This is a genomic window from Stenotrophomonas sp. CFBP 13718, assembly GCF_014842145.1.
In the GTDB taxonomy this organism is placed as follows: Bacteria; Pseudomonadota; Gammaproteobacteria; order Xanthomonadales; family Xanthomonadaceae; genus Stenotrophomonas.
This window is the reverse complement of sequence record NZ_JACYVC010000006.1, coordinates 24,320-50,338: the sequence shown is the minus strand read 5'-3', so window position 1 is coordinate 50,338 and position 26,019 is coordinate 24,320. Positions and strand designations below refer to the sequence as shown.

Below are 26,019 nucleotides of genomic sequence, written 5' to 3'. Positions count from 1 at the left end.
GGGCCCCAGCCCAAGTCCCCACTACCGGATCCCCCATGGCGATGGATTTCATCCGCATCCGCGGCGCGCGGACGCACAACCTCAAGAACATCGACCTCGATCTGCCGCGTGACAAGCTGATCGTGATCACCGGCCTGTCCGGCTCGGGCAAGTCCTCGTTGGCGTTCGATACGATCTACGCCGAGGGCCAGCGCCGTTACGTCGAATCCCTGTCGGCCTATGCCCGCCAGTTCCTCAGCGTGATGGAAAAGCCGGACCTGGACCACATCGAAGGCCTGTCCCCGGCCATCTCGATCGAACAGAAGTCGACCTCGCACAATCCGCGTTCGACCGTCGGCACCATCACCGAAATCTACGACTACCTGCGCCTGCTGTACGCGCGCGTCGGCACCCCGCGCTGCCCGGACCACGGCTACCCGCTGGAGGCACAGACCGTCAGCCAGATGGTCGACCACGTGCTGACGTTGGATCCGGAACAGCGCTACATGCTGTTGGCGCCGGTGATCCGCGACCGCAAGGGCGAGCATGCGCAGGTATTCGACCAGCTGCGTGCGCAGGGCTACGTCCGCGTGCGCGTGGACGGCGTGTTGTACGAAGTGGACGAAGTGCCGCCGCTGGCGCTGCGCCAGAAGCACACCATCGAGGCGGTGATCGACCGGTTCCGCCCGCGCGATGACATCAAGCAGCGCCTGGCCGAAAGCTTTGAAACCGCACTGAAGCTCGGTGACGGCATGGTGTCGGTGCAGTCGCTGGACGCAGCCGATGCGGCGCCCGCGCTGTTCTCGTCCAAGTACTCCTGCCCGGTCTGCGACTACTCGCTGCCCGAGCTGGAGCCGCGCCTGTTCTCGTTCAATGCCCCCATGGGCGCCTGCCCCGGCTGCGATGGCCTGGGCATGGCCGAGTTCTTCGATCCGTCCCGCGTGGTCGTGCACCCGGAGCTGCCGCTGTCGGCCGGCGCCGTGCGCGGCTGGGACCGTCGCAACGCGTACTACTTCCAGCTGATCGCCTCGCTGGCCAAGCACTACAAGTTCGATGTGGATGCGGCCTGGAACACGCTGCCGGCCAACGTGCAGAAAGCCGTGCTGTACGGCAGCGGCGATGAGACCATCAGCTTCACCTACTTCACCGAGGCAGGCGGGCGCACCCAGCGCAAGCACCGCTTCGAGGGCATCATTCCCAACCTGGAACGCCGCTACAAGGAAACCGAATCGTCGGCGGTGCAGGAAGAACTGGGCAAGTACATCAGCGAGCAGAGCTGCCCGGAGTGCAAGGGCGCCCGCCTGAACCGCGCCGCGCGCAACGTGTTCGTGGCCGACCGTCCGCTGCCGGACCTGGTGGTGATGCCGATCGACGAGGCGCTGACGTTCTTCAACACGCTGAGCCTGCCGGGCTGGCGTGGCGAGATCGCCAGCAAGATCGTCAAGGAAATCGGTGAACGCCTCGGCTTCCTGGTGGACGTGGGCCTGGATTACCTGAGCTTGGAACGCAAGGCCGATACCCTGTCCGGTGGTGAGGCCCAGCGCATCCGCCTGGCGTCGCAGATCGGCGCGGGCCTGGTCGGTGTGATGTACGTGCTGGATGAGCCGTCCATCGGCCTGCACCAGCGCGACAACGAACGCCTGCTTGGCACCCTCACCCGCCTGCGTGACCTGGGCAACACGGTGATCGTGGTGGAGCATGACGAAGATGCGATCCGTCTGGCCGACTACGTGCTGGACATCGGTCCGGGCGCGGGCGTGCACGGTGGCGAGATCGTCGGCCAGGGCACCCTGCAGGACATCCTGGACTCGCCCCGTTCGCTGACCGGCCAGTACCTGTCAGGCAAGCGCGGGATCGAGATCCCGGCACGCCGGCACAAGCCGAATCCGAAGACGACCCTGCACCTGCGCGGCGCCAGCGGCAACAACCTGAAGAACGTCGACCTGGCGATTCCGGCGGGCCTGATGACCTGCATCACCGGCGTGTCCGGCTCGGGCAAGTCCACGCTGATCAACGACACGCTGTTCTCGCTGGCCGCCAACGAGATCAACGGCGCATCGCATGACATCGCGCCGTACAAGGAAATCGACGGGCTGGACCTGTTCGACAAAGTCGTGGACATCGACCAGTCGCCGATCGGCCGCACCCCGCGCTCGAATCCGGCCACGTACACCGGTCTGTTCACGCCCCTGCGCGAGCTGTACGCACAGGTACCCGAATCGCGTGCGCGCGGTTACTCGCCGGGCCGCTTCAGCTTCAACGTGCGCGGTGGCCGCTGCGAAGCCTGCCAGGGCGATGGCCTGATCAAGGTCGAAATGCACTTCCTGCCGGACGTGTACGTGCCGTGCGATGTCTGCCATGGCAAGCGCTACAACCGCGAGACGCTGGAGATCCTGTACAAGGGCTACAACATCAACGACGTGCTGCAGATGACCGTCGAAGATGCGCTGAAGCTGTTCGAGCCGGTGCCGAGCATCGCGCGCAAGCTGGAAACCCTGGTCGACGTGGGCCTGAGCTATATCAAGCTGGGGCAGAGTGCGACCACGCTGTCCGGCGGTGAAGCACAGCGCGTGAAGCTGTCCAAGGAACTGTCGCGCCGCGATACCGGGCGCACGCTGTACATCCTGGATGAGCCGACCACCGGCCTGCATTTCCACGACATCGAAGCGCTGCTGGGCGTGCTGCACAAGCTGCGCGACGAAGGCAACACGGTGGTGGTGATCGAGCACAATCTGGATGTCATCAAGACCGCCGACTGGATCGTCGATCTCGGCCCGGAAGGCGGCCACCGCGGTGGCACGATCCTGGTCACCGGTACGCCGGAAGACGTGGCAGCCTGCCCGACCTCATACACCGGCCAGTTCCTGGCGAAGATGCTGCCTTCGATCACCGCGCGTCCGGACAAGCCGGCCGCGGTGGCGAACAAGCCTGATGCCCGCCCGCCGCGCAAGGTGAAGCCGGAACCGAAGAAGAAGGCTGCCGCCGCCAAGAGCACCGGCACCACGACCAAGTCCGCCGCGACCAAGACCCCCGCGACGCGCAAGAAGAAGGACGCCTGATGAGCAACGAGCACAAGATCCTCGCCCGCATACCGATCAGCGTGCGCTGGCGCGACATGGACAGCATGGGCCACGTCAACAACGCCAAGTACATCTCGTACCTGGAAGAAGCGCGCGTGCGCTGGATGCTGGGCGTGGAAGGCGTGGCGATGACCGACCGCATCGCGCCGGTGGTGGCCGCCACCAACGTCAACTACCGGCTGCCGCTCGTGTGGCCGAACGACATCCTGGTGGAATTGTTCGTGGAGCGGCTGGGCAACAGCAGCGTCACCATCGGCCATCGCATCGTCGACCAGCAGGACGAAACGCGCCTGTACTCGGATGGCAACGTGGTGGTGGTGTGGATGGATACGCAGACCGGCAAGAGCGCGCCGTTGCCGGACGCAGTGCGCAACGCCTCGACCTGAGCGGCCTCGGCTTCTGCACGTACACCCGCCGCTGCGCTCGCCGAGCGTGGCTCGGCGCTACAGACACCACCCCGGTAGCGCCGAGCCGTGCTCGGCGGCTCCTGCACGTAGACCTTGCCGCTGCGCTCGCCGAGCGTGGCTCGGCGCTACCCGGCATCCGTCCGCACGACTGCGGGGTGTCAGGGGGCGGCCTTCCGCACCTGCAGGGTGATGCTGGCTTCGTCACCGCCGTCCAGCGCCAATACGACCGGCACCGCCTGCCCCTCTTTCACTGCGCCAGTTGCCTGCATCAACATCAGGTGCATGCCACCGGGTTTCAATTCGATCGTCGCGCCCGCCGGTATCGCCAGATGGTGCAGGTGCTGCATGCGGCTGACATCGCCCTGCACCCGGGTTTCATGCAGCGACACATCGGCGAAGGCCGCACTGTGCGCGCCCACCACCGTGATGGCCTTGCCGCATCCGTTGCGGATCTTCCCGTAGCCGGCGGTCATCGGCGTGGAGGCGGTCGGCGGCAATCGCGCCCAGCCCTCCTTTACTTCCAGGCAGGTCACCGTCGCTGCGGAGCCCACAAGGGGCGCAGCCCAGGCGCAGATCCCGAACAGTACGCCAACGAATGGTTTGGTTATCATCGGACCACGTTCCCTCACGGCAAGAGATCGCAGCATGACCACCCTCATCGAGGTGTACAACCACGGCCCCATTCGCGAACTGCGCCTGGCGCGGCCGCCGGTCAATGCGCTCGACACCGAGCTGTGCCGGCAGCTGATCCACGCGATCGAACAGGCCATGGCCGAGGACGTGCACGGACTGGTGCTGTCCGGCAACGAGCGCGTGTTCACCGGCGGCATGGACGTGCCGCACCTGATGGCCCATGGCGATGACCAGCGTGCCCTGCTGGACAGCTGGCAGGCGTTCTTCGGCGCGGTGCGCACGCTGGCCGAGAGCCGCATCCCGGTGGTGGCCGCGCTGACCGGCCACGCGCCGGCAGGGGGCTGCGTGCTGGCGCTGTGCTGCGACTACCGGGTGATGGCGCGCAGCATGGACCCTGCCCAGCCCTTCACCATCGGATTGAACGAGGTGCAGGTCGGCCTGGTCGCGCCTGAAGGCATCCAGCGCCTGCTGCGCCGTGCCGTAGGCGTCCACCGCGCCGGCATCCTGCTTACCACTGCGGCGATGGTGCCGGCCGAGCAGGCGCTGCAGATCGGCCTGGTGGATGAGCTGGCGGACGGCGATCTGGTGGTGGCCCGCGCCGTGGCGTGGCTGCAGCGGCTGCTGAAGATGCCGCGCCAGCCCATGCTGCTGACCCGGGCCATCGCCCGCGCCGAGCTGCACGAAGCCCTGCATCCGGACCTGATCCAGCTGGATCGCTTCATCGAATCCTGGTATGCGCCCGATGCGCAGCAGGCCTTGCAGCAACTGGTCGCCCGGCTGGGTAAATGAACCGTGGGTCCGGGGGCGTCCCCGCTATAATCGCTCCCTGTCCTGACACCGGCTGTCCCTCTTGAACGACACGCACGAACCCGTCGTCTCCGAACTGATCGACCTGCTCACCCTGGAGCGGCTGGAAGACAACCTGTTCCGTGGCCAGAGCCGCGACATCGGCACCAAGTATGTGTTCGGTGGACAGGTGCTGGGCCAGGCCCTGGCTGCAGCACAGGCCACGGTGGAGAACGGCCGCCACGTCCATTCGTTGCACGCCTACTTTCTGCGGGCGGGCAACATCGACCATCCGATCGTGTACGACGTCGACCGCACCCGGGACGGCGGCAGCTTCTCGGTACGCCGGGTCACCGCCATCCAGCACGGCAAGGTGATCTTCTTCTGTGCGGCCTCGTTCCAGCAGGCCGAGCACGGCGCCGAGCACCAGCACAAGATGCCGGAAGTGCCGCAGCCGGAAGACCTGGAACCCAACCGCCCGCTGCCGCAGGACGTGCTGGAGCGGCTGCCGATCAAGGTGCAGCGCTGGCTGTCACGCGGCGGTCCGTTCGAGTTCCGCCACGTCTATCCGCGCGATGAACTCAACCCGCCCAAGCGCCCGCCGTATCACCAGGTCTGGTTCCGCCTGAGCGAGCCGGTGGGCGATTCCCCGGAGCTGCACCAGGCGCTGCTGGCCTATGCATCGGACTTCCACCTGCTGGGCACGGCAACGTTCCCGCACGGCATCAGCTATTACCAGCCGCACGTGCAGATGGCCTCGCTGGATCACGCCATCTGGTTCCACCGGCCGTTCCGCGCCGACGACTGGCTGCTGTATTCGCTGGACAGTCCCAGCGCACAGGATTCGCGCGGCTTGGCACGCGGCCAGTTCTTCGACCGCCAGGGTCGGCTGGTCGCCAGCACGGCACAGGAAGGCCTGATCCGCGTGGTGCCCGACAGCGTCGCCGCAGCCGCCGTACCGGCGAAGGACTGAAGGACCCCATCCCATGAGACAGATATTCAGCAGCCAGCGCGTGGAAACCGTGGAGGGCGTGGCCGAACTGCTGCGCAGCCATGACATCGAAGTACGTGTGACCGATGGGCGCACGTACCACACCAAACGCCGCGGCCAGTTCAGCTACCTCGACCAGAACAAGAACATCCGACCGCCCACGGTGTGGGTGGTGCGGGCCGACGACCAGCCGAAGGCGCGCGAAATCCTGCGTGATGCACGGCTGCTCGACACCACGCGCCGCGACCATCCGACCGCGGAATTCGCCTTCCGCGAACCCGCCGCTGCCACCAGCGGCCGCGGCTGGGCGTGGCGCATCCGCATCGCCCTGCTGGTGGTGATCGCCGGCGTCGCGCTGTTCATCGCGATGGGCCATCGCGGCGCACAGGCCCCGCAGCCTGCTCCCGCCGCACCTGCTCCCGCCGCCCAGCCGCAGCCTGCCGCACCGACCCCGCCCGCCGCGCCGGAAGAGGAAGAAGAAGTCCGCGTGCGCATCCAGCCAGCCGCCCCGCAACGCTGACCGCGAAGACGACCGCTGGCCGTCAACGCTGACGGCCAGCGGCCGTCACTACCGGGCGGTCACATTCGCCGTGCCGCTTCGTCTTGGGACACAATCCCCGCAGGAGCGCCGCCCATGACGACTGTTGCCGCACCCTTCGATGATGTCCTGCACCGCGAACTGCCGGCCGCCGCAGAGGGCTGCCAGCACGCGTATGGCCGCATCGTGCAGGCGTGCCAGAACACGGTCACCGCCATCGCCCTGGCCATCACCCGTGATCGCGAGGCGAGCGAAGACATCGCCCAGGACGCCTTTGTCCGCGGCTGGCAGCAACTGCAGACGCTGCGCAATCCGTCCAGTTTCATGCCGTGGCTGCGGCAGATCACCCGCAACCTCGCCCGTGACTGGCTGCGCCGTCAGCGCGGTCGCCCCCTGTCCGGCGATGCGGCCGATCTGGCCATCCAGATGGCGGCCGATCCATCGCCCGATGCAGCCGACCGCCTGCAACAGATCGAAGAAGAAACGGCGGCCGAAGACATCATCTCCGCCTTGCCTGAAGACAGCCGCGAAGTGCTGTTGCTGTATTACCGCGAGGGCCAGCGCTCGCAGCACGTAGCCAACCTGCTGGGCCTGAGTGACGCGGCGGTACGCAAGCGCCTGTCGCGCGCGCGCGGCATGGTGCGCGAGGGACTGCTGCAACGCTTCGGCGAGTTCGCCCGCAGCACGGCGCCCAGCGCCGCCTTCGCTACAGCAGTGGTGTCGACGCTGATGGTGGTGGCGCCGGGTACGGCCAGCGCAGCCATCGTGCTCGGTACCGTGGGCGCGGGCGGCACCAAGCTCGGCCTGGGCGGCGCCAGTGCGACCGGTGGCACGGCGCTGGGTTCGTTGACCGCAGCGGCATCCCAGCTGCCGGTGTTTGCGGACCAACTCAGCGTGGGCGCGACGATCGGCGCCGTGGTGGGGGGTACGACCTTCAGTTACCTCGGCGGTCGCTACCTGATGTCATTCGCGGAATCGCCGCAGGAACGCACGCAGATCCGGCGTTTCGTGTATCTCAACACGCTCACTGCGCTCGTGGTCTGCATCACCGTGCTGGCGCTTTCGCTGCTGGCGGCACCGGTGTGGGTGGGTCTGTTCGCTCTGTTCGCAGGCCTGTCGCTGGTGTGCTGGCAGTGTCTGGTTCCACTGCGGCAGATCATGCAGCCGCTGATCGACCGGGATGCCGAACGGCGCGGACGGCAGGGAAAGCGGAACTGGACGTACGAAGCGATGTACGGCAAGCAGGGGATGCTGGGCGCCGGCCTGGGTGCGTTGATCGTGGTCGGGGCGTTGCTGTGGAGAAACGGTTCGCTGTAGTTCAAAGCGGCAGCGACCGAAGGGCGTCACTGCGCTGCGTATCCGCTGGCCGTCAGCACCGTTTTCAGATGCTTTCTCCCAATCGGAATCTGCATTGTTCCTCAATGCTCTCGGCGATGTGTGCAGTCAAGCTGGTCACGCGCCCAGATGATTCGTTCCGGCGCACATCCCGATGATTCAAGGAGATCGACAATGATCCTGCGCGCCGCAGCGCTTTCTACCCTGATGCTTGCCTGCCTTACGGCGACTGCATCGGAACGCGCCTCGTCTTTTATCTGCTTTGATACCAAACACCCCGGACTCAAGGTGCAGGTCAGCGCCAATTCAAACGCAGAGGCCGTGGACAAGGGCTACATTCTGCTGAAGAGCAGTCCCCTGAACCTGCCTATCAGCAAGGACCGCGTCCGCTGCAACCCAGGCGCGATCCTTCCATAACCCGTCAGGGGTAACGGCAACGAGCGCCTACCATCGTCGGATGCCCGACGATGGCAGGCCATTGTGCTTCGCGGTTACTTGGCTGCAGGGCGAGCCGGACCCGCCGGTCCCCGGCCCTGGCCGCGGGGACCGTGCATCGGGCCCTTCGCTGCATCGAACTCGGCCTTGCTCAACTGGCCGTCCTTGTTGGTATCGGCCGCTGTGAACCAGGCATCCCGATGCTGCTTCATGCGCAGCTCGCGGTCGGCCTGGTCCAGGAAACCATCCTTGTTGATATCCATCTGATCGAAGCGTTCGGCCAAGCGCGGATCGGCTTTGGCTTCCTCACGGCTGATGCGGCCGTCCTTGTTGGTGTCCAGCTTTGCCAGCTGCTCGGCGTGGCCGCGGCCCGGGCCGCGGTGGCCGTGCTTGCCACGCGGCATTTCCTCGCGCGACAGCTTGCCGTCCTTGTTCGCGTCCATCTGGTCGAAACGCGCGACCAGACGCGGCGACGCGGCCGCTTCGGCACGATCCACGAAGCCGTCGTTGTTGGTGTCCAGCTTGGCCGGACGCTGCGGAGCGGGCGGCGCGTCCGCGGCCAGTGCGATGCCGGTAGCAGAGGTGCTGAACAGCAGGGCCAGCAGCAGGGGGGTACGCAGGGTCATGGTGTCGCTCCAGTAGAAGGGGGTACCGGGGGTGCATGTCTGTCACCCTCGATATACGAACAACGCCCGGGCGGAGCCACGGTTGACCGGCCACCCCGCCGCGTTCATCAGGCAGACAGTCGCGGCTGATGCGACAGCCAGAAGTTATGCTGTCCGCATGGCACTACATGGCAACCGAGACGACGACCTGCGCCTGTTCCAGACCGGCGAGCACCCGTGCGGCTACTGGCCGGACCGAACCGCGCGCGACCTGGTGCTGGACCCGCACGACCGCCGGCTGGGTGGCCTGTATCCGATGGCGCTCAGCTGGGGGTTCCGGCGCAGTGGCGATCTGGTCTACCGGCCGCATTGTGCGCAGTGCCATGCCTGCGTAGCAGTGCGCATCCCGGTGCAGCGCTTCGCCGCCGACCGCAGCCAGCGCCGCTGCGCCGCGCGCAACGCTGACCTGGAAATCCGCATCACCGCCGCCACTGCCAGCGACGAACTGTTCGCGCTGTATCGCCGCTACCTGTCGCACCGGCATGCCAACGGCGGCATGGACAGCCACGGCCCGCACGAGTTCGAGCAGTTCCTGATCGGCAGCTGGTCGCACACCCGCTTCATGGAAATCCGCCTGCCGCCGCCGCAGGGCGGTCCCGGCGCCCTGATCGGGGTGGCGGTCACCGACGTGACCGAGCAGGGCCTGTCGGCGGTCTACACGTTCTTCGATCCGGACCACGCCCAGCGCGGTCTGGGCACGTTCGCGATCCTGCAGCAGGTGGAATGGGCGCGCCGCGAGGCCTTGCCTCATCTCTACCTGGGCTACTGGATACGCGACCACCTGAAGATGGATTACAAGCGGAGGTTCCGCCCGCTTGAAGCCTATGACGGACGCCGCTGGAACGAGTTCGACCTGGAACTGGCCGGTCGCTGACAAGCCACTGACACAGGCGCCGGTGCACAATACCGACCATGAAAATTCCCGCCTTCCGCCTCCCTGCCCTGACCGTCGCCCTGGCCCTGCTGTGCGGCGGCTGCGCGCAGACCCCCGAGCGTACCGCCACGATGCCCGACGCCGCCTCCCCCCTGCGATTGGCCACCTACAACACCTCGCTGTACTCGGACGAGACCGGGGGGTTGATCGCCGAACTGGAAGGCGACAGCGTGCATGCGCGCAAGATTGCAGCGGTACTGCAGCAGGTGCGCCCGGACCTGGTGCTGCTCAACGAGTTCGACTTCGACGACGCCCATCGGGCTGCCGATCTGTTCCAGAAACGCTATCTGGAGGTCGCGCAGGACGGCGGCGGTGAGCCGCTGCATTTCGCCTACCGCTACCTGGCCCCGGTGAATACCGGCGTGCAGAGCGGGCTGGACCTGGACAACAACGGCGAAATCGGCGGGGAGGGCCGCAGCCGCGGCAACGATGCATGGGGCTACGGCCTGCACCCCGGCCAGTACGGCATGCTGGTGCTGTCGCGCTACCCGATCGATGAAGCCAAGGTGCGCAGCTTCCAGTTGCTGAAGTGGAGCGCCCTGCCCGGAGCGATCCGCCCGGTGGATCCGCGCACTGGCACGCATTTTTACAGCGACGCGGTATGGGCCCAGCTGCGGCTGTCGTCCAAATCGCATTGGGACGTGCCGGTACAGACCCCGTCCGGCGTGGTGCACGCCCTGGTATCCCACCCCACCCCGCCGGTGTTCGACGGCCCGGAAAAGCGCAATGCCGCGCGCAACCATGACGAACTGAAGCTGTGGCAGGCCTACCTGTCGGCCGGTGATACCTCGTGGCTGTGCGATGACCAGAAGCGCTGCGGCGGCCTGGCGCAGGATGCCCGCTTCGTGATCCTGGGTGACCTCAACAATGATCCGGTGGACGGCGATGGCCGCCACGAGGCGATTGTCGAACTGCTGGAACACCCGCGCGTGCTGCGCCACGCCACCCCCTCCAGCGTGGGCGGTGAGCAGACCAGCCTGGCCTACGCCGCCAAAGGCATCACCCGCCGTGGCGCCCCGCAGCACGCAACCGGCGATTTCGGCCCGAAGTCGGGCACGATGCGGCTGGATTACGTCTTGCCCTCCGTCGGCTTCGCGTACCACGGCGGCGGCGTCTTCTGGCCCGCCGAAGGCAGCCCCGAGTCCCGCATCGCAGACGGCAGCGACCACCACCTCGTCTGGGCCGACGTCCGGTAACGCTGAGGGGTAGCGCCGACCGGTAGAGCCGACGGGTAGAGCCGACTTCAGTCGGCTGCTCTTCGAGTCCACGCAACGGCAGCCCACCTCGGTAGAGCCGACTTCAGTCGGCTGCTCTGCGAGTCCGCACAACATCAGCCGACTGAAGTCGGCTCTACCTGTCGGCTGCTCTTCGAGTCCGCATAACGGCAGCCGACTGAAGTCGGCTCTACCTGTCGGCTGCTCCGCGCGTCCGCATAACATCAGCCGACTGAAGTCGGCTCTACCAGTCGGCTGCTCTGCGAGTCCGCCTAACGGCAGCCGACTGAAGTCGGCTCTACCCGGTCGGATCTACCCGTCGGCTCTCCCTACCAAAGACAGCAGCGGCCCTACTTCAGGCTTACGCCGATGGCGGCGGCGGCGTCGCGGGCAATGGCGCGCGCTTGATCCGTGCTTTCGCCGCGGGCCAAGGTGACGCCGACGCGGCGATGGCCGTGCACGCTGGGCTTGCCGAACAGGCGCACGGCGGTATCCGGCACCTGCAGCGCGGCGGCGACGTCGGCGAAGTGCGGCACGCCTTCGCCGTGTGCCAGCAGCGCACACGAGGCACTCGGTCCGCTCTGCCGGATCACCGGAATCGGCAGGCCGAGGATCGCCCGCGCGTGCAAAGCGAACTCGCTCAGTTCCTGCGATACCAACGTGACCAGGCCGGTGTCGTGCGGGCGCGGTGAGACCTCGCTGAACCACACCTCGTCGCCCTTGACGAACAGTTCGACGCCGAACAACCCCCAGCCCCCGAGATCATCGGTGACGGCCTGCGAAATCTGCTCGGCGCGGGCCAGCGCCGCGGCCGTCATCGCCTGCGGCTGCCAGCTCTCGCGGTAGTCGCCATCCTTCTGCAGGTGGCCGATCGGCGCGCAGAACGAGGTGCCGCCCGCGTGGCGCACGGTCAGCAGGGTGATCTCGTACTCGAAGTCGATGAAGCCTTCAACGATGCAGCGGCCGGCACCGGCGCGACCACCGGTCTGTGCATACGCCCACGCCGGCGCGATGTCCGATTCGCTGCGCAGCGTGCTCTGCCCCTTGCCCGACGACGACATCACCGGCTTGACCACGCACGGCAGCCCGATGGCCTGCACGGCCGCGCGATACTCTGCCTCGGTATCCACGAAACGGTACGGCGAGGTCGGCAAGCCGAGCGTTTCTGCTGCCAGCCGGCGAATGCCTTCGCGGTCCATGGTCAGCCGCGCGGCACGCGCCGTCGGCACGACGCGCAGGCCCTGCTCCTGTTCCAGCTGGACCAGCGTTTCGGTATGGATGGCTTCGATTTCGGGCACCACCAGATGCGGCTTTTCCTCTGCGATCAGCGCACGCAACGCCATGCCGTCCAGCATGTCGATCACATGCGCCCGGTGCGCGACCTGCATCGCCGGCGCATCGGCATAGCGGTCGGCAGCAATGACTTCCACGCCCAGCCGCTGCAGTTCGATCGCCACTTCCTTACCGAGTTCACCCGAACCGAGCAGCAATACACGGGTAGCGGAGGGCGACAGGGGGGTTCCAAATGCAGACATGGCGGCGATCCAACGGCGAGCTGATGGCGGAGGGGCATTCTAGCCGCTCCGGCCTTCCGGCCGAACAGCGGAACTTGCACAGTGATATCAATTTGATATCTTCCAGACCAGACACCTCAAGGACGTATCGCCATGAAAGAACAGCCCATCCGCTCCATCAATGGCCTGGCCGTACTGGCCGCCATTCTGGGCATCGCCGGCATTGCAGGCGTTGCATTCCTGGTCGGCATCACCGGTGCGAATGGAATGCGCCCCAGCCCGGTCCTGTTGCTGGGCAGTGTGCTGCTGATGATGGTGGCGGTGCTGCCGCTGATCGGCCTGTACACCGTGCAGCCCAACCAGGCGGCTGTGCTGAGCCTGTTCGGCAAGTATGTCGGCACGGTGAAAGACAACGGCCTGCGCTGGAACAACCCCTTCTATGCCAAGCGCCGTGTCAGCCAGCGCGTACGCAACTTCGAAAGCGGCAAGCTCAAAGTCAACGAGCTCGACGGCAGCCCGATCGAGATCGCGGCCGTGATCGTATGGCAGGTGGTGGATGCCTCCGAAGCCGTCTACAACGTGGACGACTACGAGAGCTTCGTGCATATCCAGTCCGAATCCGCGCTGCGCGCGATGGCAACCAGCTATCCGTATGACCAGCATGAAGAAGGCCAGCTTTCCCTGCGCAGCCATGCCAGCGAGATCTCCCTGCACCTGAAGAACGAGCTGGCCGAGCGGCTGGCCGATGCCGGCGTGCAGATCATCGATGCGCGCATCAGCCATCTGGCCTACGCCGCCGAGATCGCCCAGGCGATGCTGCAGCGGCAGCAGGCCAACGCGGTCATCGCCGCGCGCACGCGCATCGTCGCCGGTGCGGTGGGCATGGTGGAAATGGCACTGAGCGAACTGCAGAAGAACGGTGTGGTGCAGCTGGACGAAGAGCGCAAAGCGCACATGGTCAGCAACCTGCTGACGGTATTGTGTTCTGACCGCGGCACGCAGCCGGTCATCAATGCCGGATCGCTGTACTGAGTCGGTGTCACAGGAGTTTCCATGAGCGAGAAGAAAGCCTATCCACTGCGCATCAACGCCGATGTCCTGGCCGCGGCGCAGCGCTGGGCTGACGACGAGCTGCGCAGCCTCAACGCCCAGATCGAATACGTGCTGCGCGATGCGCTGCGCAAGGCCGGGCGGCTGCCCAAATCCCCCCCATCGAAGGAGCACAAGGAATGAGCAAGCGCTGGACCTATCAAACCATCGAGATCAAGCCCGGCCTGATGGGCGGCTTCAAGGTCGATGAAGTGCAGACGGAACTGAATCGACAGGGGCAGCTCGGCTGGGAGCTGGTCAACATCGTCTTCGCTCCGTTGAATCCGATGATCCTGGTCTTCAAGAAGGAGGCCTGAGCATGCGTTTTTATCGCACGATGCTCGCCGTGGCGCTGTCACTGTCTGCCGGCTTGGCCTGTGCAGGCGAACCGGCGACGCGCGCGGTGCAACTGCTCGACCACCTGCAGGCAGGGCGTGTCGACGACGCCGAATCCATGTTCACCCCGCAGATGCGCGCTGCCGTGCCCGCTGCCAAGCTGCGTGCGTTGTGGCAATCACTGGGTGATCTGCAACAGCGCGGCGATGCACGCGTGAGTACGCAGCAGGGAATGCAGATGGTGGAGGTTCCGCTGCAGTTCGCCAGCGCGGCCTTGATCGCGCAGATCGCGGTAGACCCACAGGACAACATCGCCGGCCTGCTGCTGCGCCCTGCCCCGGCCGCGAAGGCACCCGCGCCCGCAGCGGACGCCCGCTTCCTGGAGCTGGAGTTCAGCGTTCCCCAGCAGCGCGGCGCACTGCCCGGCACGCTGGCGCTGCCCAAGGGCAAGGGCCCCTTCCCCGCGGTGGTGCTGGTCCACGGCTCCGGCCCGCAGGACCGCGACGAGACCGTTGGCGGCAACCGTCCTTTCCTGGACATCGCGCGCGGCCTGGCGGCACACGGCATCGCGGTACTGCGCTATGACAAGCGCACCCTCGCCCGCCCGCAGGATTTCCAGCAGCCGTTCGACATCAATGACGAGACCACCGACGACGCCGTCGCGGCACTGACCGCACTGGCCGCGGATCCCCGCATCGATGGCCGCCGTGTGTTCGTCCTGGGCCACAGCCAGGGCGGCATGTTGGCACCGCGCATCGCCAGCCGCTGGCCGCAGGCACGCGGCGTGGTGATGTGGGCAGCGCCGGCGCGCGGCCTGCTGGACCTGCTGCCCGAACAGAACCGCTACCTGCTGGGGCTGGACGGTGACATCACTGCCCCCGAACAGGCCTTCCTCGACACGTTGGACGCACAGATCGCCGCTGCGCGCAGCGACGTGCCTGCTGCCGCCAACACGTTGCCGTTGGGCGTGCCCCAGCACTTCTGGAAGAGCATCGAAGCAGTAGATGCACGCGCCGATGCCAAGGCCCTGCGCAAACCGCTGCTGCTGGTCCACGGTGGGCGCGACTTCCAGATCACCGACACCGACTGGGCGCTGTGGCAAGCCGCATTGAAGGGACGCAACGACGTCGCCTGGAAGCGCTATCCGGCCCTGAACCACATCGGCGTCGCCGGCACCGGACCCAGTTCGCTGAAGGAATACACGCAGGCCGGCCACGTCGATGATCAGCTGGTGGATGACATCGCCACCTGGATCGAGGCGCAGAAGTGAGCGGCGGCAGCGACCCCCGCTGTTTCGACGTGAGCGAGGATTCGGCACTGCGCCTGCTCTGGATCCTGCTGCCCATGCTGTCCTTCATCGGCGTGACGGCGTGGCACCTGCGCGAACCGGCGCCCTTCTCGACGCTCATCTTCGACATCACCGCCTCGCCCCCTTACTTCACGATGGGGGGCAGCCCCGGATGGAGTCTGCTGGTGGCGATCACCGTCACTGGCGTGCTCTGCTGGAAGTACTTCCAGCGCCGGGTGCAGCTGGACAATGGCGTGCTGACGGTGTGGTCCACGTTCTATCGCCGCCGCACGGCCGTCCTGGACATGCAACTGGACGAAGCCGTGGTGATCGACATGACGCGGGACCGGCGGCAAGGGCTGCAGTGCAGGACGAATGCATACAGCCTGCCCGGCTTCCACTCCGGCCATTACCGCCTGCGCGGTGGCGGCAAGGGCTTCGCCCTGGTGACCGACCTGCGCCGGGTGCTGGTGATCCCGGTGCGCGAGGGGCCTACCCTGCTGCTGAGCGTGGAGCAGCCACAGCAGCTGCTGCAGGCGCTGCGTAACGATCGCGGGTGAGCGGGGGCTGCGCCATGGTCGGGGCCACCGAGCGGCCTGCCCAGGCTGCCCCCCACGGCGCTTCGCGCTAAGCTGACCGCATGCACCGCTCGATCCCCCTGCTGCTGAACACCGACGCCATCGAAGTGTGGCCCGCCCCGCTGCTGCGCGCCCACGGCAATGCCGATGCGCGCCTGTTGGCGCGGGCGGATTGGGTGCTCCGGCGCAAGCGCGACGGCCGCTATCTTGCCGCGGTGCTCGATCAGGGCGTGCATTCGCTGATCGCCCAGCTGCCACGGGAACCCGGAACCGCCGAGGCGCTCGACGCGCTGTCGTGGCTGGATCCTGCACGCGGCGCGGGCGCCTTGGACACGCACCTGCTGTCCCCGCAGGGCCTGCGGGATCGGCTCGAGCCGCTTGGGCTGGATGCTGATGCGTACGCGGACCAGAGTGGCCTGATGCTTGAGCCGGAACCGGTACTGCTTCACTACGCCGGTCGCGACCGTTTCCATCGCCCCCTCTGGCTGCGTCGAGCGGCCGCCCTGGCGTGGCGACGCATGCGCCTGCAGGCAGCACGCAACGGCGTCGCCCTGGACGCGATTTCCGGTTACCGCAGCCATGCGTACCAACTGGGAATTTTCGAACGCAAGCGGGCCCGCGGGCAGCAGGTCGAACAGATTCTGCAGGTGAACGCGGCGCCGGGTTTCAGCGAGCATCACAGTGGCATGGCGCTGGACATCGGCACACCCGGCGAGCCGCCTGCGGAAACGTCGTTCGAGCACAGCCCGGCGTTCGCCTGGCTGCAGGAACATGCGCACCGGCATGGATTCCGGATGAGTTACCCGCAGGGCAACCCGCATGGCATCGTCTACGAACCATGGCATTGGCGATGGCACCCGGCCGGCGCCTGAAACGCGCCTGATTGACGCTCGGCGAGCGCAGCGGCGTCTGACACGTCCGCCGAGCGTGGCTCGGCGCTACAACAGCCTGCCCCGAAATGCCCGTGATCGGTAGCGCCGAGCCACGCTCGGCGAGCGCAGCGGCGTCTGACACGTCCGCCGAGCACGGCTCGGCGCTACAACAGCCTGCCCCGAAGTGCCCGCGATCGGTAGCGCCGAGCCACGCTCGGCGAGCGCAGCGGTGCCTTCCACCTCCGCCGAGCACGGCTCGGCGCTACAACGGCCGGCCCCGAAATGCCCGTGATCGGTCTGGTCCCGAAATGCCCGTGATCGGTAGCGCCGAGCCACGCTCGGCGAGCGCAGCGGCGTCTGACACGTCCGCCGAGCACGGCTCGGCGCTACAACAGCCTGCCCCGAAGTGCCCGCGATCGGTAGCGCCGAGCCACGCTCGGCGAGCGCAGCGGTGCCTTCCACCTCCGCCGAGCACGGCTCGGCGCTACAACGGCCGGCCCCGAAATGCCCGTGATCGGTCTGGTCCCGAAATGCCCGTGATCGGTAGCGCCGAGCCACGCTCGGCGAGCGCAGCGGCGTCTGACACGTCCGCCGAGCACGGCTCGGCGCTACAACAGCCTGCCCCGAAGTGCCCGCGATCGGTAGCGCCGAGCCACGCTCGGCGAGCGCAGCGGTGCCTTCCACCTCCGCCGAGCACGGCTCGGCGCTACAACGGCCGGCCCCGAAATGCCCGTGATCGGTCTGGTCCCGAAATGCCCGTGATCGGTAGCGCCGAGCCACGCTCGGCGAGCGCAGCGGCGTCTGACACGTCCGCCGAGCACGGCTCGGCGCTACAACAGCCTGCCCCGAAGTGCCCGCGATCGGTAGCGCCGAGCCACGCTCGGCGAGCGCAGCGGTGCCTTCCACCTCCGCCGAGCACGGCTCGGCGCTACAACGGCCGGCCCCGAAATGCCCGTGATCGGTCTGGTCCCGAAATGCCCGTGATCGGTAGCGCCGAGCCACGCTCGGCGAGCGCAGCGGCGTCTGACACCTCCGCCGAGCACGGCTCGGCGCTACCAGATCACTCAGCGCCGCAAGGCGTCTACCGCCACCAGCACCCACCCCAGCATCAATGCGCTGCCGCCGATCGGTGCGAAGCGTGTCGGCCACTGCCAGAGCGCGTTGCCGGCCAGGCTGCCGGCAAACAACAACGTGCCCAGCAGCAGCACGCACAACCCCAACTGCGCGAAGAACGTGCTCGCCCGCGGCCCCAATGCCACCAGTACCGCACCGTGCGCGAACGCATACAGCGCGGCCATGTTGAGGTGCTGCTGCGCCAGCGGGTCGCTGACACCGTGCGAGGCGTAGGCAGACACGCCGATGGACGCTGCGGCCAACAGCGCGCCGATGCAGGCCAGCAACGAGGGCCTGCGGGTACGTCGATCCATGGAAAACATAGCGACTCCTTGGGCACTACAAAAAAAAACGCGCCGCAGTGAGCGGCGCGTTTTCGTTCGTACGTTACATCAGGCGTCCAGGCTTACTTGACGGCCCAATAGATGTCGTACGTACCTTCTGCAGTGAAGGACTTCTGCACGCCACCATTCCAGGTTTCGTACGGGCGGTCGATCACTTCGTTGCCGCCGGTCACCGACCAGGCGCGCAGGGCATTGCGGGCAATGTCCAGGCCAGCCATGTGACCGGTGAAGGTCGCATGGGCCGAGCGGTGCGGTGCAACGCGGACGTACTTCACCGGCGCGCCACCGTCGATCTTGACGGTCAGCTCTTCAGCCGACACGCCCTCGGTGCCCTTCTTCTTGACCGGCTGGGCCACGTCGAAGGCGTACTTCTCTGCACCGAAATCGGTGGTGATCAGGCGGAACGGACCTGCAGCTTCCAGGTTGTTCGCTTCCATCACGCGCTTGATCCACTCCTCGTTGTCAGCGATGGACTTGGTGATGGTGGCTTCGCCACGATCCACGTTGCCCGCGTTGACGACCAGCAGATCTTCGGCCGGGACATCCACGATGGCAAGGTCGTTCAACGGTGCTTCGGCGGTGCGGTAATCGATGTTCGGCACCGTGGCCAGCATGTTCGCCATGCGCGACAGACCCAGCTTCAGGTCGTCACCGATGTGGCGGCTGACGTACAGGCCGGCATAGCGACCGAACAGATCGAAGCCGTAGTTGACGCTGTAATCCTGGGTGATCTTGACGTTGCGGCCGCCCTTGCCAGTCGGCTCGAGCAGGAACGTGGTCACCTTGTCGCTGCCCTTGGTGGCATCGTCGACAGCGATTGCAACGCGCTTGTTTTCTTCGCTCTCGGTGATCTTCCAGGTGCCGTTGCCCAGGTCCTTGGAGGTGTAATCCAAGGTGGCACCGACGCCGGCAGCCGGGCCGGAGAACTTCAGTTCGGCAGCGGGATCACGCAGCAGGAGTGGGTTCCAATCCTTGAAGCGGCGCAAGCTGTTCACCGTGTCGAACACGATCGTCATCTTGCGGTTGGTTTCGATGCTTTCCGAAACATGGCGCTGGCCCGGCAAGACCACGCCGATGATGACGAACAGGCCAGCCACGATCCCCAAAGCGATCAGGAACTCGATAATACGGGTCATTCAGAAGTCTCCGGGGCCGATCCCACGGCCGGGTTGATTGAAGCGAAGCGCCAATCCTAGCAGCTTCGTTGGCGTTGTAGATCTGGTTTTGGCGTACCGGTTTCCGTGCCGGCAACCGTTTTGTACATACAAGGGACCGAAGGGTAGCGCACATCCGCTACCCACCAGTAGGGGGTCCCCTTCAGGGGGTCGTTCAGTTTATCGCCAAACCCTTGTCATTCAAGGTTTTTCACACCAACTGCAACTCGAATGCCTTGAGCACGGCGCGCGTACGGTCGCGCACGCCGAGCTTGGACAGGATGTTGGAAACGTGGTTCTTGATCGTGCCCTCGGCCACGCCGAGCGAATTGGCGATCTCCTTGTTGGAGAAGCCGCTGGCCATCAGCCGGAGGATCTCCGTCTCGCGATCGGTCAACGGGTCCGGCCGGTCCAGGCTGACGAACTCGTTGCGCATGTGCTCCAGTCCGGACAGCAGCCGTTGGGTCACCGCCGGCTGTACCAGCGAACCGCCCTCGGACACCGTGCGGATCGCCCCGACCAGCTGGTCCAGGGTCACATCCTTGAGCAGATAGCCCTTCGCACCGGCCTTCAGCCCCGCCAGCACCAGCTGGTCATCGTCGAAGGTGGTGAGGATGATGGTGGGCGGCAACTGCCCCAGCTTGGACAGCATCTGCAGCGCCTCCAGCCCCGACATCGCCGGCATGCGCATGTCCATCAGCACGACGTCCGGCTTCACCTGCGGAATGAGCTCCACCGCCTGCCGGCCGTCGGCCGCCTCGGCAATGACTTCGATGCCATCGTCCAGTGCAAGCAGCGAGCGGATTCCCTGCCGCACCAGGGTTTGGTCGTCGACCAGGCATACGCGAATCATCAACGAACTCCTTCAGGTGCAGTGCTCAGCGCCAAGGCCGGAACACCGGGAACCGTGGCACGCAGGCAGAAGCCTTCGCCACGGCGGGTTTCAATCTCCAGCTGCCCGCCGCATTGCTGCAGGCGTTCGCGCATTCCGCGCAGGCCATTACCTACCACGATTCCGTCCGTGCCGGCACCATCGTCGCGTGCTTCCAGGCTCACTCCGCCCTCTTCCCGGCGGACCTTGAGCCACAGATTACGCGCACCGGCGTGGCGCACGGTATTGGTGATGATTTCCTGGGTGCAGCGCAGCAGCACATGGGCGCGCTCGGGATCTTCCACATACAGGGGCGTGGGCACGTCCAGGTGCACCTCCAGCGCCGGTACGCGCAGGGTCAACGGGCGCAGCGCCGCCGCCAGATCGATCGCGCCGCTGTCGCGCAGCTGGCTGACCGCTTCGCGCACATCGGTCAGCAGCAGCCGCGCAAGCGTGTGCGCCTGATGGACGTGTTCCTGCGCGCGTCCCTCGGTGATGTGACCGGCGACCTCCAGATTCAGGCTGAGCGCGGTCAAGTGGTGGCCCAGCAGGTCATGCAGCTCGCGGGAAATGCGCGTGCGCTCGTTGACGCGGGCACTTTCGGCCAGCAGTACACGGGTGGCGCGCAGCTCGGTATTCAGACGACGCTGTTCTTCACGGGCATCGGTCTGCTGTCGGGCCACCAGACTGGTGACGAAGATGAACATCGAGAACCCGCCGTACAGCAGCGACTGCATCACCGCCTCGAACAGGGGGAAGCGCAGCAGCACGTAGTACACCGGCGCCACCGCCAACTGGCTCAACAGCAGCCAGATCACGCCGTAGTGCGCGGCAAGCATCCACGGGATCACTCCGGCGGCGACCATCATCAGGATGCTGCCCAGCCCCGAGCCGCTCAGGAAGCTGACGCCGAGCGCGGAAATCGTCAGCAGCACGAGCATGCCGCGGTCCATCCAGCTGGCGTGGCCCCCACTGCGCAGATCACGGGTGAGCAGGAAGTAGGCCCCGCCGAACACCAGGTAGGCACCGAACAACAGCATGGCCGGCCCGTTGTCAGCGCCTTGCCGCTGCAGGTTCTCTATCTGTGAATAAACCAGCGGCAGGCCGACCATGACCCAGGTGAACAGGCCGGCCAGACGGAGGACGCGGGTATGACTGAGGGCTCCCAACATCCCTGCATCTTAGGCTGAACCCGGCCCGCGTCACTCCCACGGAAGTCATGCCCCGGATTCCCCCGGCGACGGTCCCCCCATGCAATAATCAATGGGAGCGGTCCGGAAACGGGCCACACGCACCACCCCACGGAGTCACAATGTCGATTGTCATCCGCGACGTGCGCGAGCATGAGCTCGATTCCGTCCTGGCCTTGAACAACAATGCCGGCCTGGCGATCCTGCCGCTGGACGCGCACCGGCTGCATCTGTTCTATGAAACGGCCGAATATTTCCGCGTCGCCGAGCGCGACGGCAACCTTGCCGGCTTCCTGATCGGGTTCGGCAGCGCAAGCGATCACGACAGCAGCAACTTCGCCTGGTTCAAGCAGCACCTGGACAGCGGATTCTTCTATATCGACCGCATCGTGGTCGCCAGCCGTCGGCGTGGCGGCGGTGTCGGGCGGGCGTTTTACGCCGATGCGCAGAGCTATGCCGAACTGCGCTACCCGCAGATGACGTGCGAGGTCTTCCAGGACCACGGCGCCGATGCGGCACTGCTCTTCCACGGCAGCTTCGGCTTCCGCGAACTGGGCCAGAACACCATGCCGCACGTCGATGTACGCGCCAGCATGCTGGCCAAGGAACTGTGCAGCTACGCCTGGGTGAGTGATACCTACGGCGGCAAGCTGCCAGACGTGGCATGGGCGCGTGGCCGGCAGTTGCCGGCGCACGCACAGCAGCCGACGGGTACTTGAGGTGGCGGTGAACATGGATTACGAACAGGCCGGTGAGCTGAAGATCGGCCAGGTGGGCATTGCCAACCTGCGCATCCGCACGATGGATGTCGAACGGCTGGTGCAGGAAATGAACGAGCGGGTCACGCGGGCGCCGAAGCTGTTCGGCCGCGCCGCGGTGATCCTGGATTTCGGCGGCCTGACCCGCGCACCGGATGTTGCCAGTGCGCAGGCGCTGTTGGACGGGCTGCGCGGCGCCGGCGTGCTGCCGGTGGCGTTGGCCTACGGCACGTCGGAAATCGAGCTGCTGTCCCAGCAGCTTGGCCTGCCGCTGCTGGCCAAGTTCCGCGCCCAGTACGAACGCGGGGATGCCGAGCCGGTAACGGCACGCCAGGCCCCTGCTGCTGCTGCGCCCGCGCCGACGCGTGAACCGCGCCGTGCGGCGGCGGCAAGCGCAGCGCTGGCGGCGCCCCCGCCGGCCACCGGCGGTGCACCGAAGCCGGGCCGCATGCAACTGGCCAATGTACGATCGGGCCAGCAGCTGTACGCGGAAAACTGCGACCTGACGGTGATGGCGACCGTGGGCGCCGGCGCCGAAGTCATCGCCGATGGCAGCATCCATATTTACGGCACCCTGCGCGGACGCGCGCTGGCCGGTGCCCAAGGCAACACCGCGGCGCGTATTTTCTGCCGCGATTTCCATGCCGAACTGGTAGCCATTGCCGGCCACTACAAGGTATTGGACGATGTACCGGACAACCTGCGCGGCAAGGCCGTGCAGGTCTGGCTGGAACAGGACCAGATCATGATCGCTGCGCTTGATTGACGCAGCCCCAACCAGAACTAGAGCAGGAGAAGTCCTTTGGCTGAAATCATCGTAGTCACCTCCGGCAAGGGCGGCGTCGGCAAGACCACCACCAGCGCAAGCCTTGCCTGCGGCCTGGCACGTCGTGGCAAAAAGGTGGCGGTGATCGACTTCGACGTCGGCCTGCGCAACCTTGACCTCATCATGGGCTGCGAGCGCCGCGTGGTGTACGACTTCGTCAACGTCGTGCATGGCGAAGCAAGCCTCAAGCAGGCCCTGATCAAAGACAAGCGCTTTGACAACCTGTACGTGCTGGCGGCCTCGCAGACGCGTGACAAAGATGCACTGACCCAGGAAGGCGTGGGCAAGGTCCTGAAGGATCTGGCCGCCGACGGCTTCGAGTACGTCATCTGCGATTCGCCCGCCGGCATCGAAAAAGGCGCGTTCCTGGCCATGTACTTCGCCGACCGCGCCGTCGTGGTGGTGAACCCGGAAGTGTCGTCGGTACGCGACTCGGACCGCATCATCGGTCTGCTGGACTCGAAGACCCACAAGGCCGAGAACGGCCAGGACGTACCCGCCTTCCTGCTGCTGACCCGCTACACCCCGACCCGGGTGGAAGCTGGCGAAATGCTCAGCATCACCGACGTGGAAGAAGTGCTGGGCCTGAAGGCCATCGGCGTGATTCCGGAATCGGGCGACGTGCTCAATGCCTCCAACAAGGGCGAGCCGGTCATTCTGGATGGCACCTCACCGGCCGGCCAGGCCTATGACGATGCCGTCGCGCGCATCATGGGCGAAGACCGCCCGATGCGCTTCACCGCCGTAGACAAGAAGGGCTTCTTCAGCAAGCTGTTCGGAGGGTAAGCATGGGCCTGTTCGATTTCCTGAAAGCGAAGAAGACCACCGCCGAGACCGCGAAGAACCGCCTGCAGATCATCATCGCGCAGGAACGCAGCCATCGCGGCGGTCCGGATTACCTGCCGCTGATGCAGCGCGAGCTGCTGGAAGTGATCCGCAAGTACGTCAACATCGACGTTGATGCGGTACGGGTGGACCTGGTCAAGGATGGACAGCACGACGTGCTGGATATTTCCGTGGCCCTGCCCGAAGGGCCTGACAAGCCCTGATTCTTTGCCCCGTCCGCACCCGGTGCGGACGGGGTCGATACCTGCCATGACCGATCCTGCATCCGATCCCATCGTCACCTGCGTGGGCGACATCGCCTTCGCCGATGCCGCGTGCCTGCTCGCCACGCACGGCCTGCACCTGCACCATGTGGCGGCGGGGGAACCGATCCCCGGCAGTTACTGGGGGGAGCCGGAGGCAGGCATCATCGCCAGCAATGTCTACGTGCGCGATGACACCCCGGTGCATTCGATGCTGCACGAGTCCTGCCATCTGATCGTGCTGCCGCCGGAGCGCCGCGCGCTGGTGCACACCGACGCCACCGATTCGGTGCCCGAAGAAGACGCCACCTGTTATCTGCAGATCGTGCTGGCCGGGCAGTTGCCCGGCGTGGGCAGCGACCGCCTGATGGCGGACATGGATGCCTGGGGCTACACCTACCGGCTGGGCTCCACCCGCGCCTGGTTCGAGCAGGACGCCGAAGACGCGCGCGCATGGTTGGTCGAACGGGGGTTGTTGGTCGGCTGAGCGGGTGTGTCCGTGTGTGCGGGTGGGCCGAGGGCGGGAAGAAAAGCAAACGCAAAAGCGGTAGCGCCGAGCCATGCTCGGCGGCTTTCTGCTGACGGGCACGGATGGATTCCGCCGAGCATGGCTCGGCGCTACCTGCTTCTGCCTGGTCCCACCACGAAAGACGAAAAAACTACTGCCCCGCCAGCGCCCGCAATGTAATGCCCACCACGTAGGCCAGGTACGTGCCGGTCGCGTAGCCCATCGTGCCCAGCAGCACGCCCACCGGCGCCAGCGACGGATGGAATGCCGCGGCGACCACCGGTGCCGACGCCGGCCCGCCGATGTTGCTCTGCGAACCGATGGCGAAGTAGAAGAACGGCACGTTCAGCAGCTTCGCCAACAGCCACAGCAGCACGATGTGCACCGCGATCCAGATGATGCCCAGCAGGAACAACCACGGCCGGTCCAGCAGCGCCAGCAGGTCCATCTGCATGCCGATACAGGCGATCAGGAAGTAAAGGAGCAGTGAGCCGACGCGCGATGCACCCACACCTTCCAGGGTGCGTGCCCGGGTAAAGCTCAGGGCCAGGCCCAACGTGGTGGACAGCACCACCACCCAGACGAACGGCGCGTCCAGGCTGAACTGCGATGCCCAGCTGACATTGAGCTTGAACCACGCCGCCAAGGGCGCGCCCAGCGCATGGGCCAGGCCCACACCGCCAAAGGCCACCGCCACGATCAGCATCAGGTCGGTCAAGGTCGGCACACGCTCGTGCTCGGCCTGGAAGCGGGCGATGCGTTCTTTGAGCTCATCGATGGGCGTGGTGTCGGCCCCGCTGCGCGCATCGATCTTCGCCGAACGCCCGGCCAGGAAGATCAGCACGGCCATCCACACATAGCCCACGCCGACATCGACCACCGCGAACTGGCCGAACGTGGTCGCATTGACGTCGAAGACTTCGCGCATCGCCAGCATGTTCGCGCCGCCACCAATCCAGCTGCCGGCCAGCGCCGCCATGCCGGCCCACGTATCGCCGGCGACCGTTTCAGGGTGCAGCGCGCGCATCAGCAGGAACGCCACGACGGCACCGATCATGATGCTGGCAGACGCCCCCAGGTACATCAGCACCAGTTTCGGCCCCAGCCGCAGGATGCCCTTGATGTCCACCGCCAGGGTCAGCAGCACCAGCGCGGCCGGCAGCAGCACGTCGCGGGCGATGGGGTTGTACAGCTTGGTGTTCTGGCCGTCGATCAGGCCCACCGTGTTGTAGATGCCGGGCAGCAGGTAACACAGCAGCAGCGCCGGCACGAAGGCGTAGAACCGTTTCCACAGCCCCTGCTCGCGGGAAGCCGTCCAGAACACCGCACCGAGGGTAGCGGCAATCAAACCGAAGACGACGATGTCGTTCTGGATCAAGGGAGTCGAAGGCATGGACGCAGGCACCCGGTAGAGCCGACTTCAGTCGGCTGCTGTCAGTGAAACGGAATGGCACCCGACTGAAGTCGGCTCTACCTCACAGGAAAGCGCCGCC

At 66.2% G+C, this 26,019-nt stretch carries 28 protein-coding genes; 20 read left to right on the top strand and 8 right to left on the bottom strand.

Translation table 11 applies throughout. The features are described 5' to 3' along the window. The first annotated feature begins 35 nt into the window (after positions 1 to 35). Positions 36 to 3,038 carry an excinuclease ABC subunit UvrA gene (gene uvrA / locus IFT58_RS11125; RefSeq protein WP_192094954.1) on the top strand — a complete coding sequence of 1,001 codons (3,003 nt, stop codon included), beginning with the start codon at positions 36 to 38 and terminating at the stop codon, positions 3,036 to 3,038. Further along, a complete protein-coding gene (locus IFT58_RS11120; protein ID WP_188326507.1) occupies positions 3,038 to 3,445 on the top strand; it encodes a thioesterase family protein in 408 nt (135 codons plus the stop codon). The genes uvrA and IFT58_RS11120 overlap by 1 nt, the downstream gene beginning before the upstream one ends. A 179-nt stretch (positions 3,446 to 3,624) precedes the next feature. Here IFT58_RS11120 and IFT58_RS11115 read toward each other — a convergent pair whose 3' ends face one another. Next, positions 3,625 to 4,077, bottom strand: coding sequence for a copper chaperone PCu(A)C (locus tag IFT58_RS11115; protein WP_192094952.1), 453 nt, complete (start codon positions 4,075 to 4,077; stop codon positions 3,625 to 3,627). Between the two features lie 34 nt (positions 4,078 to 4,111). Between IFT58_RS11115 and IFT58_RS11110 the strand changes: the two genes are divergently transcribed. The 5 genes from IFT58_RS11110 (at position 4,112) to IFT58_RS11090 (ending at position 8,166) form a co-directional block, all read left to right on the top strand. Further along, positions 4,112 to 4,888 carry an enoyl-CoA hydratase/isomerase family protein gene (locus IFT58_RS11110; protein ID WP_192094950.1) on the top strand — a complete coding sequence of 259 codons (777 nt, stop codon included), beginning with the start codon at positions 4,112 to 4,114 and terminating at the stop codon, positions 4,886 to 4,888. A 61-nt stretch (positions 4,889 to 4,949) separates the two neighbouring features. Beyond that, positions 4,950 to 5,858, top strand: a complete 909-nt coding sequence (tesB, locus tag IFT58_RS11105; protein WP_188326504.1) for an acyl-CoA thioesterase II — start codon at positions 4,950 to 4,952, stop codon at positions 5,856 to 5,858. A gap of 13 nt (positions 5,859 to 5,871) precedes the next feature. After that, a complete protein-coding gene (locus IFT58_RS11100) occupies positions 5,872 to 6,396 on the top strand; it encodes a pathogenicity-like protein (protein WP_188326503.1) in 525 nt (174 codons plus the stop codon). Between the two features lie 114 nt (positions 6,397 to 6,510). Beyond that, on the top strand, positions 6,511 to 7,731 hold the full coding sequence (locus IFT58_RS11095; protein ID WP_192094948.1) for a sigma-70 family RNA polymerase sigma factor: 1,221 nt from the start codon (positions 6,511 to 6,513) through the stop codon (positions 7,729 to 7,731). Positions 7,732 to 7,923: 192 nt separating this feature from the next. Continuing rightward, entirely contained in the window at positions 7,924 to 8,166 is a 243-nt protein-coding gene (locus IFT58_RS11090) for a hypothetical protein (RefSeq protein ID WP_192094946.1), read from the top strand. Positions 8,167 to 8,240: 74 nt separating this feature from the next. Here IFT58_RS11090 and IFT58_RS11085 read toward each other — a convergent pair whose 3' ends face one another. Further along, a complete protein-coding gene (locus IFT58_RS11085; RefSeq protein WP_192094944.1) occupies positions 8,241 to 8,810 on the bottom strand; it encodes an EF-hand domain-containing protein in 570 nt (189 codons plus the stop codon). 157 nt (positions 8,811 to 8,967) lie between these two features. Between IFT58_RS11085 and IFT58_RS11080 the strand changes: the two genes are divergently transcribed. Next, positions 8,968 to 9,723, top strand: a complete 756-nt coding sequence (locus IFT58_RS11080; RefSeq protein ID WP_188326500.1) for an arginyltransferase — start codon at positions 8,968 to 8,970, stop codon at positions 9,721 to 9,723. A 38-nt stretch (positions 9,724 to 9,761) separates the two neighbouring features. Beyond that, positions 9,762 to 10,979, top strand: a complete 1,218-nt coding sequence (locus IFT58_RS11075; RefSeq protein WP_192094942.1) for an endonuclease/exonuclease/phosphatase family protein — start codon at positions 9,762 to 9,764, stop codon at positions 10,977 to 10,979. 368 nt (positions 10,980 to 11,347) lie between these two features. Here IFT58_RS11075 and purT read toward each other — a convergent pair whose 3' ends face one another. Then, positions 11,348 to 12,532, bottom strand: coding sequence for a formate-dependent phosphoribosylglycinamide formyltransferase (purT, locus tag IFT58_RS11070; protein ID WP_192081413.1), 1,185 nt, complete (start codon positions 12,530 to 12,532; stop codon positions 11,348 to 11,350). A 132-nt stretch (positions 12,533 to 12,664) separates the two neighbouring features. Between purT and IFT58_RS11065 the strand changes: the two genes are divergently transcribed. The 6 genes from IFT58_RS11065 (at position 12,665) to IFT58_RS11040 (ending at position 16,674) form a co-directional block, all read left to right on the top strand. Continuing rightward, positions 12,665 to 13,543, top strand: a complete 879-nt coding sequence (locus IFT58_RS11065; protein ID WP_192094940.1) for an SPFH domain-containing protein — start codon at positions 12,665 to 12,667, stop codon at positions 13,541 to 13,543. 21 nt (positions 13,544 to 13,564) lie between these two features. Then, positions 13,565 to 13,744 carry an Arc family DNA binding domain-containing protein gene (locus IFT58_RS11060; RefSeq protein WP_188326496.1) on the top strand — a complete coding sequence of 60 codons (180 nt, stop codon included), beginning with the start codon at positions 13,565 to 13,567 and terminating at the stop codon, positions 13,742 to 13,744. Continuing rightward, positions 13,741 to 13,917 (top strand): DUF4177 domain-containing protein, encoded by a 177-nt coding sequence (locus IFT58_RS11055; RefSeq protein ID WP_188326495.1) that lies wholly within the window; start codon positions 13,741 to 13,743, stop codon positions 13,915 to 13,917. Before IFT58_RS11060 ends, IFT58_RS11055 begins: the two co-directional genes overlap by 4 nt. A 2-nt stretch (positions 13,918 to 13,919) precedes the next feature. Next, positions 13,920 to 15,206 (top strand): alpha/beta fold hydrolase, encoded by a 1,287-nt coding sequence (locus tag IFT58_RS11050; protein ID WP_249405673.1) that lies wholly within the window; start codon positions 13,920 to 13,922, stop codon positions 15,204 to 15,206. Between the two features lie 29 nt (positions 15,207 to 15,235). Further along, positions 15,236 to 15,784, top strand: coding sequence for a hypothetical protein (locus IFT58_RS11045; RefSeq protein WP_342029557.1), 549 nt, complete (start codon positions 15,236 to 15,238; stop codon positions 15,782 to 15,784). Between the two features lie 80 nt (positions 15,785 to 15,864). Further along, positions 15,865 to 16,674: a M15 family metallopeptidase gene (locus tag IFT58_RS11040; RefSeq protein ID WP_192094938.1), complete on the top strand. Its 810-nt coding sequence runs from the start codon at positions 15,865 to 15,867 to the stop codon at positions 16,672 to 16,674. A gap of 1,064 nt (positions 16,675 to 17,738) precedes the next feature. On the opposite strand, the gene IFT58_RS11035 is transcribed toward IFT58_RS11040, so the two are convergent. The 4 genes from IFT58_RS11035 to IFT58_RS11020 all read right to left on the bottom strand — a co-directional run bounded on the left by IFT58_RS11035 (position 17,739) and on the right by IFT58_RS11020 (position 21,328). Beyond that, positions 17,739 to 18,110, bottom strand: a complete 372-nt coding sequence (locus tag IFT58_RS11035; protein ID WP_188326492.1) for a DUF423 domain-containing protein — start codon at positions 18,108 to 18,110, stop codon at positions 17,739 to 17,741. A gap of 83 nt (positions 18,111 to 18,193) precedes the next feature. Then, the gene (locus tag IFT58_RS11030; RefSeq protein WP_188326491.1) at positions 18,194 to 19,267 is read right to left on the bottom strand and encodes an SRPBCC family protein; all 1,074 of its coding nucleotides are present in this window, start codon (positions 19,265 to 19,267) and stop codon (positions 18,194 to 18,196) included. A gap of 229 nt (positions 19,268 to 19,496) precedes the next feature. Further along, positions 19,497 to 20,138, bottom strand: a complete 642-nt coding sequence (locus tag IFT58_RS11025) for a response regulator transcription factor (protein ID WP_188326490.1) — start codon at positions 20,136 to 20,138, stop codon at positions 19,497 to 19,499. Further along, entirely contained in the window at positions 20,138 to 21,328 is a 1,191-nt protein-coding gene (locus tag IFT58_RS11020; RefSeq protein WP_188326489.1) for a sensor histidine kinase, read from the bottom strand. The genes IFT58_RS11025 and IFT58_RS11020 overlap by 1 nt, the downstream gene beginning before the upstream one ends. A gap of 140 nt (positions 21,329 to 21,468) precedes the next feature. On the opposite strand from IFT58_RS11020, the gene IFT58_RS11015 reads away from it, so the two are divergent. Genes IFT58_RS11015 through IFT58_RS10995 form a run of 5 tightly spaced genes read left to right on the top strand, consistent with a single transcriptional unit; the run spans position 21,469 to position 24,505 of the window. Then, a complete protein-coding gene (locus IFT58_RS11015) occupies positions 21,469 to 22,065 on the top strand; it encodes a GNAT family N-acetyltransferase (RefSeq protein ID WP_192094936.1) in 597 nt (198 codons plus the stop codon). Positions 22,066 to 22,078: 13 nt separating this feature from the next. After that, the gene (gene minC / locus IFT58_RS11010) at positions 22,079 to 22,870 is read left to right on the top strand and encodes a septum site-determining protein MinC (RefSeq protein ID WP_192081417.1); all 792 of its coding nucleotides are present in this window, start codon (positions 22,079 to 22,081) and stop codon (positions 22,868 to 22,870) included. Between the two features lie 36 nt (positions 22,871 to 22,906). Beyond that, complete coding sequence (gene minD / locus IFT58_RS11005; RefSeq protein ID WP_188326486.1) at positions 22,907 to 23,716, top strand: septum site-determining protein MinD; 810 nt, start codon at positions 22,907 to 22,909, stop codon at positions 23,714 to 23,716. A 2-nt stretch (positions 23,717 to 23,718) separates the two neighbouring features. Further along, positions 23,719 to 23,979 carry a cell division topological specificity factor MinE gene (minE, locus tag IFT58_RS11000; protein ID WP_188326485.1) on the top strand — a complete coding sequence of 87 codons (261 nt, stop codon included), beginning with the start codon at positions 23,719 to 23,721 and terminating at the stop codon, positions 23,977 to 23,979. A gap of 46 nt (positions 23,980 to 24,025) precedes the next feature. Continuing rightward, entirely contained in the window at positions 24,026 to 24,505 is a 480-nt protein-coding gene (locus IFT58_RS10995) for a hypothetical protein (protein ID WP_192094934.1), read from the top strand. Positions 24,506 to 24,677: 172 nt separating this feature from the next. Here IFT58_RS10995 and IFT58_RS10990 read toward each other — a convergent pair whose 3' ends face one another. Next, complete coding sequence (locus tag IFT58_RS10990; protein WP_192094932.1) at positions 24,678 to 25,919, bottom strand: DUF819 family protein; 1,242 nt, start codon at positions 25,917 to 25,919, stop codon at positions 24,678 to 24,680. Between the last annotated feature and the right edge of the window lie 100 nt (positions 25,920 to 26,019).

What these genes read in the sequence shown, in the direction of transcription:
- uvrA (WP_192094954.1), top strand. Translation starts at nt 36, where the DNA reads ATGGCGATGGATTTCATCCGCATCCGCGGCGCGCGGACGCACAACCTC.
- IFT58_RS11120 (WP_188326507.1), top strand. Translation starts at nt 3,038, where the DNA reads ATGAGCAACGAGCACAAGATCCTCGCCCGCATACCGATCAGCGTGCGC.
- IFT58_RS11115 (WP_192094952.1), bottom strand. Translation starts at nt 4,077, where the DNA reads ATGATAACCAAACCATTCGTTGGCGTACTGTTCGGGATCTGCGCCTGG.
- IFT58_RS11110 (WP_192094950.1), top strand. Translation starts at nt 4,112, where the DNA reads ATGACCACCCTCATCGAGGTGTACAACCACGGCCCCATTCGCGAACTG.
- IFT58_RS11100 (WP_188326503.1), top strand. Translation starts at nt 5,872, where the DNA reads ATGAGACAGATATTCAGCAGCCAGCGCGTGGAAACCGTGGAGGGCGTG.
- IFT58_RS11095 (WP_192094948.1), top strand. Translation starts at nt 6,511, where the DNA reads ATGACGACTGTTGCCGCACCCTTCGATGATGTCCTGCACCGCGAACTG.
- IFT58_RS11090 (WP_192094946.1), top strand. Translation starts at nt 7,924, where the DNA reads ATGATCCTGCGCGCCGCAGCGCTTTCTACCCTGATGCTTGCCTGCCTT.
- IFT58_RS11085 (WP_192094944.1), bottom strand. Translation starts at nt 8,810, where the DNA reads ATGACCCTGCGTACCCCCCTGCTGCTGGCCCTGCTGTTCAGCACCTCT.
- IFT58_RS11080 (WP_188326500.1), top strand. Translation starts at nt 8,968, where the DNA reads ATGGCACTACATGGCAACCGAGACGACGACCTGCGCCTGTTCCAGACC.
- IFT58_RS11075 (WP_192094942.1), top strand. Translation starts at nt 9,762, where the DNA reads ATGAAAATTCCCGCCTTCCGCCTCCCTGCCCTGACCGTCGCCCTGGCC.
- purT (WP_192081413.1), bottom strand. Translation starts at nt 12,532, where the DNA reads ATGTCTGCATTTGGAACCCCCCTGTCGCCCTCCGCTACCCGTGTATTG.
- IFT58_RS11065 (WP_192094940.1), top strand. Translation starts at nt 12,665, where the DNA reads ATGAAAGAACAGCCCATCCGCTCCATCAATGGCCTGGCCGTACTGGCC.
- IFT58_RS11060 (WP_188326496.1), top strand. Translation starts at nt 13,565, where the DNA reads ATGAGCGAGAAGAAAGCCTATCCACTGCGCATCAACGCCGATGTCCTG.
- IFT58_RS11055 (WP_188326495.1), top strand. Translation starts at nt 13,741, where the DNA reads ATGAGCAAGCGCTGGACCTATCAAACCATCGAGATCAAGCCCGGCCTG.
- IFT58_RS11050 (WP_249405673.1), top strand. Translation starts at nt 13,920, where the DNA reads ATGCGTTTTTATCGCACGATGCTCGCCGTGGCGCTGTCACTGTCTGCC.
- IFT58_RS11040 (WP_192094938.1), top strand. Translation starts at nt 15,865, where the DNA reads ATGCACCGCTCGATCCCCCTGCTGCTGAACACCGACGCCATCGAAGTG.
- IFT58_RS11035 (WP_188326492.1), bottom strand. Translation starts at nt 18,110, where the DNA reads ATGTTTTCCATGGATCGACGTACCCGCAGGCCCTCGTTGCTGGCCTGC.
- IFT58_RS11030 (WP_188326491.1), bottom strand. Translation starts at nt 19,267, where the DNA reads ATGACCCGTATTATCGAGTTCCTGATCGCTTTGGGGATCGTGGCTGGC.
- IFT58_RS11025 (WP_188326490.1), bottom strand. Translation starts at nt 20,138, where the DNA reads ATGATTCGCGTATGCCTGGTCGACGACCAAACCCTGGTGCGGCAGGGA.
- IFT58_RS11020 (WP_188326489.1), bottom strand. Translation starts at nt 21,328, where the DNA reads ATGTTGGGAGCCCTCAGTCATACCCGCGTCCTCCGTCTGGCCGGCCTG.
- IFT58_RS11015 (WP_192094936.1), top strand. Translation starts at nt 21,469, where the DNA reads ATGTCGATTGTCATCCGCGACGTGCGCGAGCATGAGCTCGATTCCGTC.
- minC (WP_192081417.1), top strand. Translation starts at nt 22,079, where the DNA reads ATGGATTACGAACAGGCCGGTGAGCTGAAGATCGGCCAGGTGGGCATT.
- minE (WP_188326485.1), top strand. Translation starts at nt 23,719, where the DNA reads ATGGGCCTGTTCGATTTCCTGAAAGCGAAGAAGACCACCGCCGAGACC.
- IFT58_RS10995 (WP_192094934.1), top strand. Translation starts at nt 24,026, where the DNA reads ATGACCGATCCTGCATCCGATCCCATCGTCACCTGCGTGGGCGACATC.
- IFT58_RS10990 (WP_192094932.1), bottom strand. Translation starts at nt 25,919, where the DNA reads ATGCCTTCGACTCCCTTGATCCAGAACGACATCGTCGTCTTCGGTTTG.